Annotated in this window: 19 protein-coding genes; 18 read left to right on the forward strand and 1 reads right to left on the reverse strand. The window is 39.3% G+C overall.

The window, feature by feature from the left end:
• Positions 1–69: 69 nt before the first annotated feature.
• The 18 genes from PT287_RS03185 (at position 70) to PT287_RS03270 (ending at position 14055) form a co-directional block, all read left to right on the forward strand.
• Positions 70–681: a thymidine kinase gene (locus PT287_RS03185; protein WP_277132518.1), complete on the forward strand. Its 612-nt coding sequence runs from the start codon at positions 70–72 to the stop codon at positions 679–681.
• Positions 682–687: 6 nt separating this feature from the next.
• Complete coding sequence (gene prfA, locus PT287_RS03190; protein ID WP_277132520.1) at positions 688–1776, forward strand: peptide chain release factor 1; 1089 nt, start codon at positions 688–690, stop codon at positions 1774–1776.
• Complete coding sequence (gene prmC / locus PT287_RS03195) at positions 1769–2617, forward strand: peptide chain release factor N(5)-glutamine methyltransferase (protein WP_277132521.1); 849 nt, start codon at positions 1769–1771, stop codon at positions 2615–2617. The genes prfA and prmC overlap by 8 nt, the downstream gene beginning before the upstream one ends.
• On the forward strand, positions 2618–3622 hold the full coding sequence (locus PT287_RS03200) for an L-threonylcarbamoyladenylate synthase (protein WP_277132523.1): 1005 nt from the start codon (positions 2618–2620) through the stop codon (positions 3620–3622).
• Between the two features lie 85 nt (positions 3623–3707).
• Positions 3708–4337, forward strand: coding sequence for a uracil phosphoribosyltransferase (gene upp, locus PT287_RS03205; RefSeq protein WP_277132524.1), 630 nt, complete (start codon positions 3708–3710; stop codon positions 4335–4337).
• Positions 4338–4456: 119 nt separating this feature from the next.
• The gene (atpB, locus tag PT287_RS03210) at positions 4457–5170 is read left to right on the forward strand and encodes a F0F1 ATP synthase subunit A (RefSeq protein ID WP_277132526.1); all 714 of its coding nucleotides are present in this window, start codon (positions 4457–4459) and stop codon (positions 5168–5170) included.
• A 19-nt stretch (positions 5171–5189) separates the two neighbouring features.
• A complete protein-coding gene (atpE, locus tag PT287_RS03215) occupies positions 5190–5414 on the forward strand; it encodes a F0F1 ATP synthase subunit C (RefSeq protein ID WP_277132528.1) in 225 nt (74 codons plus the stop codon).
• A 45-nt stretch (positions 5415–5459) separates the two neighbouring features.
• Positions 5460–5969 carry a F0F1 ATP synthase subunit B gene (gene atpF, locus PT287_RS03220; RefSeq protein WP_277132530.1) on the forward strand — a complete coding sequence of 170 codons (510 nt, stop codon included), beginning with the start codon at positions 5460–5462 and terminating at the stop codon, positions 5967–5969.
• Positions 5969–6517, forward strand: a complete 549-nt coding sequence (gene atpH / locus PT287_RS03225) for an ATP synthase F1 subunit delta (protein WP_277132532.1) — start codon at positions 5969–5971, stop codon at positions 6515–6517. The genes atpF and atpH overlap by 1 nt, the downstream gene beginning before the upstream one ends.
• A 14-nt stretch (positions 6518–6531) precedes the next feature.
• Complete coding sequence (gene atpA, locus PT287_RS03230; RefSeq protein ID WP_277132533.1) at positions 6532–8043, forward strand: F0F1 ATP synthase subunit alpha; 1512 nt, start codon at positions 6532–6534, stop codon at positions 8041–8043.
• A gap of 10 nt (positions 8044–8053) precedes the next feature.
• Positions 8054–9016, forward strand: coding sequence for a F0F1 ATP synthase subunit gamma (locus PT287_RS03235; protein ID WP_277132535.1), 963 nt, complete (start codon positions 8054–8056; stop codon positions 9014–9016).
• A gap of 23 nt (positions 9017–9039) precedes the next feature.
• Positions 9040–10479 carry a F0F1 ATP synthase subunit beta gene (gene atpD, locus PT287_RS03240; protein ID WP_277132537.1) on the forward strand — a complete coding sequence of 480 codons (1440 nt, stop codon included), beginning with the start codon at positions 9040–9042 and terminating at the stop codon, positions 10477–10479.
• 11 nt (positions 10480–10490) lie between these two features.
• Positions 10491–10928 carry a F0F1 ATP synthase subunit epsilon gene (locus PT287_RS03245; protein ID WP_277132538.1) on the forward strand — a complete coding sequence of 146 codons (438 nt, stop codon included), beginning with the start codon at positions 10491–10493 and terminating at the stop codon, positions 10926–10928.
• Between the two features lie 70 nt (positions 10929–10998).
• On the forward strand, positions 10999–11229 hold the full coding sequence (locus PT287_RS03250) for a DUF1146 family protein (RefSeq protein WP_277132539.1): 231 nt from the start codon (positions 10999–11001) through the stop codon (positions 11227–11229).
• Positions 11230–11311: 82 nt separating this feature from the next.
• Positions 11312–12301, forward strand: a complete 990-nt coding sequence (locus PT287_RS03255) for a rod shape-determining protein (RefSeq protein ID WP_277132540.1) — start codon at positions 11312–11314, stop codon at positions 12299–12301.
• A gap of 18 nt (positions 12302–12319) precedes the next feature.
• Positions 12320–12613, forward strand: coding sequence for a membrane protein insertion efficiency factor YidD (yidD, locus tag PT287_RS03260; protein ID WP_277132542.1), 294 nt, complete (start codon positions 12320–12322; stop codon positions 12611–12613).
• An 8-nt stretch (positions 12614–12621) separates the two neighbouring features.
• Positions 12622–12849, forward strand: coding sequence for a DUF2969 domain-containing protein (locus PT287_RS03265; RefSeq protein ID WP_277132544.1), 228 nt, complete (start codon positions 12622–12624; stop codon positions 12847–12849).
• Between the two features lie 12 nt (positions 12850–12861).
• Positions 12862–14055 (forward strand): FtsW/RodA/SpoVE family cell cycle protein, encoded by a 1194-nt coding sequence (locus tag PT287_RS03270; protein WP_277132546.1) that lies wholly within the window; start codon positions 12862–12864, stop codon positions 14053–14055.
• A 64-nt stretch (positions 14056–14119) separates the two neighbouring features.
• On the opposite strand, the gene PT287_RS03275 is transcribed toward PT287_RS03270, so the two are convergent.
• Positions 14120–14581 carry a universal stress protein gene (locus tag PT287_RS03275; RefSeq protein WP_277132548.1) on the reverse strand — a complete coding sequence of 154 codons (462 nt, stop codon included), beginning with the start codon at positions 14579–14581 and terminating at the stop codon, positions 14120–14122.
• Positions 14582–15463: the final 882 nt, after the last annotated feature.

The raw sequence follows: 15463 nt of genomic DNA on the forward strand, positions 1-15463 counted from the left end.
TGCACATAATTTGATTTTCATCTATACTAGTTAAGTTAGGTGAATTTAATTTAAACAAAGGAGCAAAAAATGGCACAATTATTTTTTCACTATGGCGCGATGAGTAGTGGTAAAACAATTGAAATTCTTAAAGATACGCATAACTATGAGGCCCAGGGGCGAAAGATTGCATTGATGACCAGCGGTGTTGATAATCGCAGTGGTGTTGGCACAGTTGCTTCAAGAATTGGTCTGCACCGAGATGCAGTTCCGATTGAGCCAGAGACGAATATTTTTGAGTATATCAAAAAACTAAACGCTGAGGACAAAAAACGCGGCGATGGTTCGATTGCTTGTGTTTTTATTGATGAGGCGCAATTTTTAGAGCGGCACCATGTCTTAGAATGTGCCAGAATTGTTGATGAACTTAAGATTCCGGTAATGACTTTTGGACTTAAGAATGATTTTCAGAATAAATTATTTGAGGGTAGTAAAAACCTCTTGATTTTTGCAGATAAAATTAAGGAAATCAAAACAATTTGCCACTATTGCGGCCGTAAGGCTACAATGAACTTACGGATTCACGATGGTCAACCTGTTTATGAGGGTGAGCAAGTGCAAATTGGTGGCGATGAAAGTTATTATCCAGTTTGCCGGTTTCATTATTTTCACCCGGGAAAGCTTAGAACAAGAGAGGAATAGATAAATATGGACAAAGTTATGGCACAGCTTGAAGGGTTAGTAGCTCATTATGAAGAGCTTCAAGAAATGATGGCCGACCCAGAAGTCATCAGTGATACCAAGCGCTACATGGAAATTTCAAAAGAAGAGGCAGATTTGCGCGATGTTGTGCAAAAATACCAGAAATATAAGGCTGACAAGCAAGAGATTGCCGATAATAAGGAAATTATTTCAAGCGAAAGTGACAGCGACCTAGTTGACATGGCTAAGGAAGAAAATCACGATCTTGAACAAGAAATCGGTAAATTAGAAGACCAAATTAAAATATTAATGCTGCCAAAAGACCCTAACGATGATAAGGATATTATCATGGAAATTCGTGGTGCTGCTGGTGGGGATGAAGCCTCACTATTTGCTGGTGACTTGCTCAGAATGTATGAGAAATATGCTGAACGGCAGAATTGGCAGGTATCAATAGTTGATAGTGAACCAACAGAAGTAGGCGGCTATAAGCGGATCGCTATTATGATTACCGGTGATAAGGTTTATTCTAAGCTCAAGTACGAAAATGGTGCGCACCGAGTACAACGGGTACCAGTAACTGAATCACAAGGTCGGGTTCATACGTCAACTGCGACTGTTGCGGTTATGCCTGAATACGAGCAAGTAGATTTGGACCTTGATCCTAAGGATATTCGGGTTGATGTTTATCGTTCAAGTGGTGCCGGTGGCCAGCACATTAACAAGACTTCTAGTGCTGTTCGAATGACGCACTTGCCAACTGGGATTGTTGTTGCCATGCAAGATCAGCGTAGTCAGCAGCAGAACCGGGAAAAGGCGATGCAAATTCTGAAGTCGCGGGTTTATGACTATTATGAAAGCCAAAATCGTAACCAATATGATGCTAAAAGAAAGAACGCTGTTGGTACAGGTGACCGTTCAGAACGGATTCGGACGTACAATTACCCGCAAAACCGGGTAACTGACCACCGAATTGGTTTTACTTTAAATAAGCTTGACCGAGTAATGAATGGCGAACTGGATGAAATTATTGATGCTTTAATTTTATATAACCAAACTAAGCAATTAGAGGAGCTGGCTGATCAAAATGCCTAAAATTATAACACTGCGAGATTTACAAATTTGGTCTATTGAAACTGCACCAGATGCGAGGCCTGAAGATGTGGAATACTTGCTGGCAGAAAGATTAAATTTAACGCCCAGTGAGTATGCCTTAAAGCATGATTTGCAATTAACGCCTGAGCAATTGAAGCAAGCACAAAAAGATGTTAATAAACTAGCTAAGGGGATATCGCCGCAATATATTTTGGGCTATGCCTGGTTTTACGGCTATAAAATTATGGTTCAACATGGGGTTTTGATTCCGCGGTTTGAAACTGAAGAACTAGTTAATTGGGCGCTAGCTCATTTACAGTCAGGCGACAAGGTTTTGGATTTAGGAACTGGGTCTGGTTGTATCACGGTCGTTTTAGCTAAAGAAGCTGCAAGCAAGGGAATTACTGACCTAGATTTATACGCTTCAGATGTTACCGATGCTGCTTTGCGAACTAGCGAGGAAAACTTTGTCACTTATGACCTTGATGTGACGACGCGTAAAGCTAATGTTTTAATTGGCCTAGAGAAGTTTGATGTGATTATTTCTAATCCGCCTTATATTAAGGAAACAGAAAAAAATCTTATGGACCAAAATGTCTTGCAAAATGAACCTAAAGAAGCATTATTTGGCGGTAAGACTGGCTTGGAATTTTACCAAAAATTTGCCAAACAAGTTCGGGAGCATTTAAATAGTCATGGTGAGTTCTTCCTGGAGTACGGCTTTAGTGAAAAGGAGCAGTTAAGTGAATTATTTGCTAAGGAATTGCCGGACTTTACGGTTGAGTTTAAAAACGACATGGCAGGTAAGCCACGCATGGTTTATGGAAAGTGGAACAAGTAGATGGAAACGAAAATTTTTTCAGAAGGACAAATTGATGATGCAGTTAAATTGCTGGCTGCAGGTGAATTAGTCGCTTTTCCAACGGAAACGGTTTATGGACTAGGAGCAATTGCCACTAACGAAAAGTCGGTCAAAGGTGTTTATGCAGCTAAGGGTCGGCCGAGTGATAATCCATTAATTGTGACGGTTTCAGGCGCTGAAATGATGGCAAGATATGCTAAAGAAGTGCCAGAACGGGCAAAAAAGTTAATTAAACACTTCTGGCCAGGCCCATTAACATTGTTGCTCTTTGTTAAACCTGACAGCTTACCTAGCGCTGTTACTGGTGGTCTTGATACAGTTGCCTTTCGTTGCCCCGATGACAAGCTGACCCATGACTTAATTGCCAAGTTGGGTTATCCAATTGTGGGGCCGTCAGCCAATACATCAACTAAGCCTAGTCCAACAACTGCACAACATGTATATCATGATCTTAAGGGTAAAATTGCTGGTATCATTGATGGCGGAGAGACAAGAGTAGGTCTGGAATCGACGATTATTGACTTATCAGTTAAAACTCCGATTGTTTTGCGTCCCGGCGAGATTACTCCGGAAGAGCTAAGTGCAGTTTTAGGAGAAAAGGTACTGATCAACACCGGCAAGGTTTCTGATCAAGATATACCAAAGGCACCAGGGATGAAGTACCGGCATTATGCACCTGCTGCTCCCGTGGTGGTGGTTGATGATACCAAAGACTTTGCACAGATTAATTTTGATAAAACAACGGGCGTTATGGCTCTTGACGCTGAATTAGCTAAAATTTCTGCACCAGAAGAAAACAAATTTAGTTTGGGGCAAAATTTATCCGATGCTGATCATAATTTATTTGGTGGTTTACGTTATTTTGACGATAAAAAGGACATCAAGCAGATTTTTGTCCAGGGCTTTAGAGGTAGTGAAGCAACTTTAGCTTATATGAATAGACTAAATAAGGCTGCTGCTGGGCACCACTATCAAGTAAATTAAAAAATTACCAGCAAAGGACTTTAAACCCTTCACCGTTTTGATTAAAATACTTATTAAGTATAATTTATATTTTTAGGAGGAAATTATGGGCAAATTTACAGTTTTGGATCACCCTTTGATTCAACACAAGTTAACCATTATCAGACGTAAGGAAACGAGTTCTAACGAATTTCGCCGGATTGTCGGTGAAATTGGTGGTCTTATGACTTATGAAATCACCAGAGATTTGCCACTGAAGGATGTTGAGATTGAAACACCAATTGGCAAAACTACGCAGAAGGAAATCGCCGGCAAAAAGATGACGATTGTGCCAATCTTGCGTGCTGGTATTGGAATGCTTAACGGTGTAATGGAAATGATTCCGTCAGCTAAGGTTGGCGTTATCGGGATGTACCGTGATGAAGAAACTTTGAAGCCACATGAATATTTCTGCAAAATGCCAAAGGATATTGCAGAACGTGAATGCTTGGTTGTCGATCCAATGCTTGCCACTGGTGGTTCAGCTAACATGGCTATTGGTGCTTTGAAGAAGCGCGGCGTTACGGACATTAAGCTAGCTGTCTTAGTTGCTGCACCAGAGGGTGTTAAGGCAATTCAAAAAGAAAATCCAGACGTTGATATTTATGCCGCAGCCGAAGATAAAGAATTATTGCCAAATGGCTATATTTTCCCAGGTCTTGGCGATGCGGGTGACCGACTATTTGGGACTAAATAGTCTTGCATTTGCCAAATTAATTTTAGAATTCGCTTACAATTTTTCACAAAATTAATGTTTGGTGTTAATATTGTATGAGTGTTCGATAATTGAGCACAGGAAGGGAGGTCCGCGAAGTAATGGAGAAATCATTTGTTTTTAAATTCTTGGGCTTAACCTTTGATCTTACTGGGATCATTGGCTCAACTTTAATGGCAGCAGTGGTTTTATTTGTCTGTATTTGGCTTTCACGTAAAGTTGAAATGAAACCAAACAAAAAGCAAAATGTGCTAGAGTATTTACTTGATTTCACAGATAACATTGTTAAAGACAATGTTGGTGATCAAGATGCACAGAAGCACTTGTCACTTTATGCTTTTGTTTTATTTCTCTTTATATGGTTTATGAACATGCTTGGCTTGTTCATGGAAGTCAAAGCTGGTGACTATATGTTTGTTAAGTCACCAACAGCTGACCCAGTGACGACAATGTCGTTTGCAATGATGACCTTGCTTCTATCATTCACGTTTGGAATGCAAAAGTTCGGCGTTGGTGGATATTGGCGCAATTACGCTTCACCAGTTAGTTTTTTGTTCCCAATCAATATGATTGAGGAAATTACTAATTTTTTGACGTTGTCTTTGCGTTTATACGGGAATATCTATGCTGGTGAAGTTTTGCTAACATTAATTGGAAATAGTTTAGCTCCAAGCTTTGGTATTTCTACGTTAATTTTAGCTGCGCCGCTTGCAATGATTTGGCAAGGTTTCTCTGTCTTCATTGGCTCTATCCAGGCATATGTTTTCGTAACTTTATCAATGGTTTACATTGGAAAAAAGGTTACAAAGGAATAATTTTTTTGGAGGTTAAAATATGTCACAAGCTTTTAAATATTTAGCTGCAGCACTTGCAGCAGGAATCGCTGCTTTAGCTGCTTCTTGGGGTAACGGAAAAGTTATTACTAAGACAATTGAAAGCATGGCTCGTCAACCAGAAAGTGCTGGTAATTTAAGATCAACAATGTTTATCGGTGTTGGTTTGATTGAAGCTGTTCCTATTTTGGCAGTCGTTGTTGCGTTCCTGATTCTCTTCCTTTAATTTTTTACTAAAAGATTTAGGTTGAAAAAGAGAGAAGGGCAGTAAATGACATTTCAAACTTTATTTGCAGCCTCAGGTCATATTTATCTTGGCAATACCCTTTGGTATTTAATTGTTTTTGCAATTTTGCTTGCTTTAGTTAAGCATTATGCTTGGGGACCAGTCTCTGACATGATGGAGAAACGGCGCCAAAAGGTAATTAATGATTTAGATTCAGCTGCAAGCGATCGTAAAAAAGCTGAAATTTTAGCTAATGAGCGTGAAGCTGCCTTGAAGAATTCAAGACAAGAGGCAACACAGATTCTCTCTGATGCAAAGGCTAATGCGGAAAAAACAAGCAGTAAGATTGTGGCTGATGCCAATAATGATGCTGCTTCAATTCACGATAAAGCTAAGGCTGATGCTGCTCAAGCAAAAGTTGATGCTTTGAATGAAGCGCGCGGTCAAGTTGCAGATATTTCTGTAGCAATTGCTGAAAAGGTAATTGCCAAGAATTTGTCTGCTGCTGATCAAAAAGATTTAGTCGATCAATTCATTAAGGGGCTGAATGAATAATGGCCTTAAGTAGAGAAGAAATAGCTGCACGTTATGGAACAGCACTGTTCGGCTACGCACAGGATATGAATTCTTTGGATGCTGTTCATGCGGATTTACAGGAGTTAGCGCAAGCTGTTTCTGCTAATCCGCAGATTTTGAGTGTTTTTAGTGATCCGATTTTTAATAGCGATGAAAAAAGGGCGTCACTTGCGGTGATTGAAAAAGATTTCAACGTCGAAGTACAGAACTTTTTGAATTTTCTATTAGAATATGATCGTTTTGCGGATTTACTTGATATTATTGATCGTTTTAACGATTTATATGATCAGAAAAACAAGATTACATCAGGGACTGCAACTACGGCAGTCGAGCTTGATGATGCGCAATTAGCTGCTTTAAGTAAGGGCTACGCGCAAAAGTATGGCTTAAAAGATGTTCGACTTGAAAATAAGGTAGACGAAAGCATCTTGGGCGGTGTAATCTTACGCATTGGCGACCGTTTAATTGACGGCTCCGTTAAAAACAAGCTGAAGAAGATCCGCGTTCAGTTAATAAATAAAGATTAAAAGAGGTGAAACCATTGAGCATTAAAGCAGAAGAAATTAGCTCTTTAATCAAGCAGCAACTTGAGCACTATGATGACAAGCTCGATATTAATGAAGTCGGGGTTGTGACATACATAGGTGATGGTATCGCCCGGGCTCACGGACTAAACAATGTTTTGGCTAATGAGTTGTTGGAATTTGACAATGGTTCTTACGGAATTGCTCAAAACCTTGAAGCCAATGATGTTGGTATTATCATTTTGGGTAATTTTGATAACATTCGTGAAGGGGACCAGGTTAAAAGAACTGGTCAAATCATGCGTGTTCCAGTCGGTGACGCATTAATCGGCCGGGTTGTTAACCCATTGGGTCAACCTGTTGACGGTTTAGGCGAAATCAAGACAGACAAGACGCGACCAATCGAATCAAATGCCCCGGGTGTTATGCAGAGACAATCTGTTAACCAACCATTGCAAACGGGTATTAAAGCGATTGATGCATTGGTACCAATCGGTCGTGGTCAGCGTGAGTTAATCATTGGTGACCGTAAAACCGGTAAAACTAGTTTGGCAATCGACACAATTTTGAATCAAAAAGGGCAAGATGTTATTTGTATTTATGTCTTCATTGGTCAAAAAGAGTCAACTGTTAGAACTGAAGTAGAAACTTTAAAACGGTTCGGCGCAATGGATTATACTATTGTCGTTGAAGCAGGACCTAGTGAGCCAGCACCGATGCTGTATATCGCACCTTATGCTGGTACCGCGATGGGTGAAGAATTTATGTACAACGGTAAGGATGTTTTGGTTGTCTTTGACGATCTATCCAAGCAAGCCGTTGCTTACCGTGAACTTTCCTTGCTTCTCCGTCGTCCGCCTGGTCGTGAAGCATATCCTGGTGATGTTTTCTATTTGCACTCACGTTTACTTGAACGTAGTGCTAAATTGAGTGATGAATTAGGTGGCGGTTCAATGACTGCATTGCCATTCATTCAAACTGAAGCCGGGGATATTTCTGCCTATATTCCAACTAACGTAATTTCAATTACCGACGGTCAGATTTTCTTGCAAAGTGATTTGTTCTTTGCCGGAACTAGACCAGCGATTGATGCCGGAAACTCAGTTTCTCGTGTTGGTGGTAGTGCGCAGATTAAAGCGATGAAGAAGGTAGCTGGTACTTTACGTACTGATTTGGCTGCCTTCCATGAATTAGAAAGTTTTGCTCAATTTGGTAGTGACTTGGATCAAGCGACCCAAGCTAAGTTGAATCGTGGTCGTCGAGTTGTTGAAGTTTTGAAGCAACCTTTGCATGATCCGATTCCAGTTGAGAAGCAAGTTTTAATTCTTTATGCCCTAACGCATGGTTATTTGGATTCAATTCCAGTTGAAGATATTGCGCGGTTTGAAAAGGAAATGTATGACAACTTTGATAGTTCTCATGCTGATCTTTTGAAACAAATTTGCGAAACTGGTGAATTACCAGATGAAAAAGAATTACAAGCTGCAATTAGCAAATTCGCTGATAGTTTTTCACCAAGTAATAAATAGGAGGTAGCGTATGCCTGCATCTTTACTTGAGTTGAAGAAAAAAATTGCTTCAGTTAAGCAAACTGGTAAAATTACGGAAGCCATGAGAATGGTTTCTGCATCAAAGTTGAATCAAACCGAAAAGCGTGATCAAGGTTATACAATTTATAACGATCATGTCCGGCAAACTCTGTCGCGGTTGATGAGTAGACAAGTCGTTAACCACTTGCATAAAGAAATGGTAAGTGCTGACGAGGATAACATCAGCAAGATTGATTATGAAAACGTGTTTGGCCTTGGAGTTGTTTCCGATATGGTACAAGAGCGCAAGGAAGTTAAGTCAACTGGTTATTTAGTAATAACTGGTGATCGTGGCCTTGTTGGCTCTTACAACAGTGCTGTCATTAAAAATATGATGGGTTTAATCGAAGATTCGAAAGCTGAAAACAAGGATATTAAAATTCTAGCTGTTGGGTCAGTTGGTGCGGACTTTTTCAAGAAAAATAACCTTAACGTTGTTTATGAAAATGATGCGATCACTGATGTGCCAACTTTTGATGAAGTTTTACCAATTGTTTCAACCGCAATTAAAATGTACTTAAATGGCGTTTATGATGAGTTGTACGTCTGCTACACGCACCATATTAACTCGCTGTCATCTGCATTTCGGGTTGAAAAAATGCTGCCAATCGTTGATATTGATATTGGCGTTGAGGAAGCTGAAGTACATAAAGATTTAGAATATGATATTGAGCCAGACATTAATACTGTCTTGTCAACTTTAGTACCGCAATATGCGCGTTCGACAATTTATGGTGCCATATTGGACGCCAAAACTGCTGAGCATGCTAGTTCAATGACGGCCATGCAGAGTGCGACAGATAATGTTAATGACTTGGTATCGAGTTTAACTACTAAATTAAACCGTGCAAGACAAGCTGAAATCACCACTGAAATCACCGAAATTGTCAGTGGTGCCGAAGCTTTGAAATAAATAGAGAAAAGGAGGTAGATGTTTTGAGCGAAGGTGAAGTTGTTCAAGTAATCGGCCCAGTTGTCGATGTTAAATTTCCACTTGATAAAAACCTACCTGATATCAACAACGCTTTGCGCGTAGTTATATCAGAAGATACTTCTGTTGTTCTTGAAGTTACACTTGAGCTTGGCGATGGTGTTTTAAGAACTATTGCCATGGAATCTACTAATGGTCTCAGACGCGGGATGAAGGTTGAAGACACTGGCGGTCCAATTTCAGTACCAGTTGGTAATGATACTTTGGGTCGTGTGTTCAACGTTCTGGGCAGTCCAATTGATAATGGTCCTGAATTTAGTAAGGATCATCCGCGCAAGAGCATCCACAGAGAAGCTCCTAAGTATGCAGAACTGACAACTAGTCAGGAAATTCTTGAAACAGGAATTAAAGTTATTGACTTGCTTGAGCCTTATGTTCGAGGAGGTAAAGTTGGTCTGTTTGGTGGTGCCGGTGTTGGTAAAACCACGATCATTCAGGAGTTAATTCACAATATTGCGCAAGAACATGGTGGTATTTCCGTGTTTACTGGTGTTGGTGAAAGAACTCGTGAAGGTAATGACCTTTACTTTGAAATGAAGGCTTCAGGCGTTTTAAGTAAAACAGCCATGGTCTTTGGTCAGATGAATGAGCCGCCTGGTGCCAGAATGCGGGTTGCCTTAACTGGCTTGACTTTAGCTGAGTACTTCAGAGATGTTGAAGGGCAAGATGTTTTGCTCTTTATTGATAACATTTTCCGGTTTACTCAGGCTGGTTCAGAAGTTTCCGCTTTGCTTGGTCGGATGCCTAGTGCCGTTGGTTATCAGCCAACATTGGCAACAGAAATGGGTCAATTGCAGGAAAGAATTACTTCAACAACGAAGGGTTCGATTACTTCAATTCAAGCCGTTTATGTGCCAGCCGATGATTATACCGACCCAGCACCTGCTACGACGTTTGCTCACTTGGATGCTACTACCAACCTGGAACGTAGCTTAGTTGAGCAAGGTATTTATCCAGCCGTTGACCCACTTGAGTCAACTTCGAGTGCTTTGGATCCAGAAATTGTTGGTAAAGAACATTACGAAGTTGCAACTGGTGTACAACATATTTTGCAACGTTACCACGAATTGCAGGATATTATTTCTGTTTTGGGTATGGACGAATTGTCCGATGAAGAAAAAGTAATCGTTAGTCGGGCGCGGAAGATTCAGTTCTTCTTATCGCAAAACTTCTTTGTTGCCGAGCAATTTACTGGTGTTCCCGGTTCATATGTTCCAATTAAGGATACAATCAAGGGCTTTAAGATGATTTTAGATGGGCATCTTGATGATTTACCTGAAGATGCTTTCCGTAGTGTTGGTCCAATCGAAGATGTCCTTAAAAAGGCACAAAAGATGGGTGTTACAGCTAGTGACCCAGCTGCAAAAGCATTATTAGAAAAGTAGGGTGATGTCAAATGGCAGATCCAGAGAAACTTTTTTTGGTAAATATTGTTACTCCTGATGGCGTGATCTACTCGCATTATTCTAGTATTGTGGAAATGCGGGCAATTGATGGTCAGCGTTCAGTTATGTACAATCACTTGCCGATATTAACTCCACTTACAATTGGTGAAGTTAAGGTTAAGCGAAGTAAGGAAATGAACCAGGCAGTCAATCATATTGCTATAAGTGGCGGCTATTTTGAATTTTCAGATAACGTTGCTACAATCATTGCCGATAGTGCTGAACGTGCCAAGAACATTGATGTTTCGCGGGCACAGGCTGCTCGTGATCGAGCACAAAAGTACATGGCAGAAGCAAAAGCTCAGCATGATCAACGTTCATTACAGAGAGCTCAGATTGCATTAAGACGAGCTGTAAACCGGATTAGTGTTTACAATTCTAATAATTAGTAATACGGGTTTTAAACGGATGCACGAGAGTGTATCCGTTTTTTGTTAATAATAGAATGCGAGAAATGGAATGTTTCAACTTGGAGTGCACGCGCTAATCAGCATTGTAATCTATTTGATTACGATTGGATTGTCTTTTCAAATTATGAAAAGCATCAAAATTGAAAAAATTGTCCGTAAGGGTAAAATCTTCGAGGCACAATTATTGCTGATTTTTGCAGCAATCGGACTTGGCTTTTTAGTTGGCGATTTCTTTGTAACCTTAATTGATACGTCATTGCAATTAAGCAATTTCTTTTAAGACTTAGTAAAAAGGTTAAAGTCAAAGGAAAAGCTGTTTTCTTTATGGTAAAATGAACAATGAATATTTATGGAGGATTATCGTGGCACGAGATATAGGAATCGATTTAGGGACAGCCAATGTGCTTATCAACGTCTCCGGCAAGGGGATTGTATTAAATGAGCCATCAGTAGTTGCTGTCAACACAAGTACAAATAAAGTGGTAGCAGTAGGAACCGAAGCATACAAGATGGTTGGTCGGACTCCGGGCAACATTCGGGTTATTCGTCCGCTCAAAAATGGCGTAATCGCTGACTTTGACATTACTGAGGCGATGTTGTCGTACTTTATTGAAAAGTTAAACGTAAAAGGCTTTATGTCCAAGCCAAATATTTTGATTTGTGCACCAACTGGTGTAACTTCAATTGAACAGAAAGCAATTATTCAGGCAGCAGAAAAATCTGGTGGCGGTAAAGTTTACCTTGATTTTGAGCCAAAAGTTGCTGCTGTCGGTGCTGGTCTAGATATTTTTAAGCCTCAAGGTAATATTGTGATTGATATTGGTGGGGGAACCACTGATATTGCAGTCTTATCAATGGGCGAGATTGTTACCAGCCAATCTTTGCGTTATGCTGGTGACCACATGAACCAAGCAGTTGTTTCTTACATTAAGAATAAGCACAATTTGCTAATTGGTTCACGCACGGCTGAACAAATTAAGATTGAAATTGGTAGTGCATTTGAACCGGACAAGGAAGAAACCATTACAGTGCGTGGCCGGGATATGGTAGATGGCTTACCTAAGCAGGTAACTGTTTCTGCACCCGAAATTCAAGAAGCTTTGCATGATGGTCTGATGACAATTATTGCTTCAACTAAGGAAGTCTTGGAAAAGACGCCACCAGAGTTGTCCGCTGATATAATTGATCGCGGAATTATGCTTACTGGTGGCGGCGCACTGCTTAAGAACATCGATAAGCTAATTTCGTATTATTTGAAAGTTCCTGTTTTAACAGCTGACCATCCATTAGAAGCAGTTGCCTTGGGAACAGGTACATTACTTAAAAATATCGAAAAGCACCAACGTCATTAATTCGCGGGGGAAATTGACTTGCGTAAGATTTTGATTTTTTTAGTTAAAATTTATCAGAAACTGATTTCACCAATTTTGCCGCCAACATGTCGGTATTATCCAACTTGTTCAACCTATATGATTGACGCTCTTAGAAAGCATGGACCGTTGTTAGGACTAATAATGGGAATTTGCCGTATTTTGCGTTGCAATCCATTTGTTCGTGGCGGTGTTGATCCAGTTCCCGATAAGTTTACTATTTTCCGTAATCCTCACCCTGAGAAGTATGAGGATGAGATTATTGCAAGAAAATTTCACCCAAATGTGAAGTAGGAGATAAAATGTCAAAAAAACCAGAAAATATTAATATTGAAATTAATGAAGTCAAGGGCAAAGAAGTCCCGACTTGGGAAGTGGTTATCCCGAATAAAAAGTCAATTGGCTTAATTGAAAAGATTGATGGCCGCTATCGTGCCACTACTGGCAAAACTAGCAATGTTTTATACGCAAAGACGCTTGAAAGTAGTGTCAATGACTTATTATCATACTTTGCGTTACATGAAAAATAGATGTGATCATTAATGGTAAAAGTAGAAAATGAAACGGATTTGTTTGATCGAATTGCATGGAATGTGGTTGTTCCGGTTATCCTGCTAGCATTAATTGGTTTGTATTCGATTTATTTTGCAGCAGTTGACGATCCTAGTCACATGGGTAGTCCGATGAAAGCAGTGGTTATGCAAGGGTTATGGTATGTCATCTCTCTTGCCATTGTTGTTTTTGTCATGCAATTTGATGCAGAGCAACTGTTGCGTGTTGCGCCGTATATTTACGGCTTTGGGATTATCTTACTAATAGCTGTCCTGTTTTTCTATAATCGTAGTGTGGCAGGAGATACTGGTGCTAAGAGCTGGTTTAAATTAGGACCGATTTCGTTTCAACCATCAGAAGTCATGAAGCCGGCATTTATCTTAATGCTGGCACGAGTTGTCCATGAGCATAACAAAAAATTTGCGCATACAATTAAGAATGATTGGTTACTGATTGGTAAAATGGCCGGATGGTTATTGCCAGTTGCAATTCTGTTGAAATTGCAAAATGACTTCGGAACTATGCTGGTCTTCATTGCCATTGTTGGCGGTGTTGCACTAGTTTCGGGTATTTCGTGGAAAATTATTGCACCAATGTTTGCAGCTGTATGTATTTTAGCTGCAAGTGTGATTTTTATGGTAACGACAGAGGGCGGCCAGGCTTTTCTGAGTCACTTCTTCCAGGCATACCAGTTTAAACGGATTATGTCTTGGCTGAATCCGGCAACTGACACCTCCAAGGGGGCTTATCAATTATGGCAAAGTATGCAGGCTATCGGCTCAGGACAGCTGTTTGGTAACGGCTTTGGCAAATTGAGTGTCTATGTTCCCGTTCGCGGCTCAGACATGGTTTATTCTGTTATTGGTGAATCATTTGGCTTTGTCGGCAGTGTTGCAGTCATTCTGCTCTATTTGTACTTAATTGTTCAAATGGTTAAGATTACCTTTGATACGCGGAATGCTTTTTATTCTTATGTATCCACAGGGGTTATCATGATGATTTTGTTCCACGTTTTTGAAAATGTGGGCATGAGCATTGATTTGTTGCCGCTGACGGGGATTCCATTACCGTTTATTTCACAAGGTGGGTCAGCCTTGATTGGTAATATGATTGGTATTGGGATGATTTTATCCATGAAATTTCATAATAAAGATTACATGTTTAGCCAAGCTGGCGACTTTTAAAATTTATAACAATCAAAAAAATGCATTTACCTCAGGGTAAATGCATTTTTTGTATTAACAATTATTATTTGGTTAAAGCTGAATTTTCTCTTGAACGGCAAATCAGAACGTCACAGTTGGTTGTTCTGGTAACATATTCAGTTACACTGCCGATTAGCAGACGTTCAACGGCATTAAGTCCAGTAGAACCAAGGACGATTAGATCAACATGATGTTTTTTAGGAAATTCATGAGCAATAATTGCTTTTGGCGACCCGAACTCAATTGAAAAATGAACTTCCTGTACACCTGCTTGTTTAGCGTTTTTGTAGTATTGTTCCATTTTTTCTTTTGCGTCATTGGAAACTTGTTCAATCATCTCGGAGTCAAAGCTCGAGACATTTTGAAATGATCGCGTATCAATTACGTGCAAAATTTCTAGTATTGCGTCATTGCGGATAGCAGCCGAAACTGCTTTTTTAAAGGCTAAGTCAGCCTCTTTAGAACCATCCACGGCGACTTGAATGTGGTGATATTGTTTCATCATTAGAACACCTCTTTCACTATCTATTTTACCAAATTTTGGTTAGTTATTCATTCTTTTGATTAATTAATAGACTAAAAATCAAAATTGTGAGCGAACTGAAAATTAAAGTAATTAAATTTAGATAGCGATTTCTTTGCAATAATAGGAAAATACCCAAAATCGTTTCAATAAAAAGCAATATTGCCGTCCAGCGCATAATTGTCTTGAAATTGTTTGTGCCTTTGCTGTTATAGATTAGGAATTGACCGTCTTGACAGTGCCATAAGTAGAGGGAAGTTATCAGTAAAATTAGAAGATAAATTCCCATGATAATTTTAATAGCCATAAAAACTCCACAAAAAAACGGTTCAACAACCGTTTTGTAAAATCTCAAAATAAATCCGAGTTGACAAAACAAAGCATAATGACGCTTGTTGAACCCGCAGTGTTCAAAAATTGAGTAGTAGCGCAGCGAATATGGATCCTATTCCATGATAGTTTTCCGATTCGGTAGTTATTTACTTACTCGCACGTCTTTAGTTTGATCGGTCAACTTTAATACATTTAAGCTTGTTGATCAACTCAGATTAACTATTATACTACCCAAGATCATTAGGATTGTCAAGAGTTTAAGCCAATTGATAATCGCGGTTGTAAGAATTTGGATTGCAATAAAATTAAATAATATAAAATGCAAAATATAACTAGTTATTATTTTAATATTTTCGGATATTATTCAATTTATCTAATACTATATAACAAATTAAAAGCTTTTTGATGAAAAAATGATAAATTTTACTTTTCAGACTAATAGCTTAATATATTAGTGTTTATTGTACAAATATGCAGACATAAATTAATTACAGCACATTTATATCAATTATAATATATATTAATTTATAA

The organism is Lactobacillus sp. ESL0679, assembly GCF_029433515.1.
Lineage (GTDB): Bacteria > Bacillota > Bacilli > Lactobacillales > Lactobacillaceae > Lactobacillus.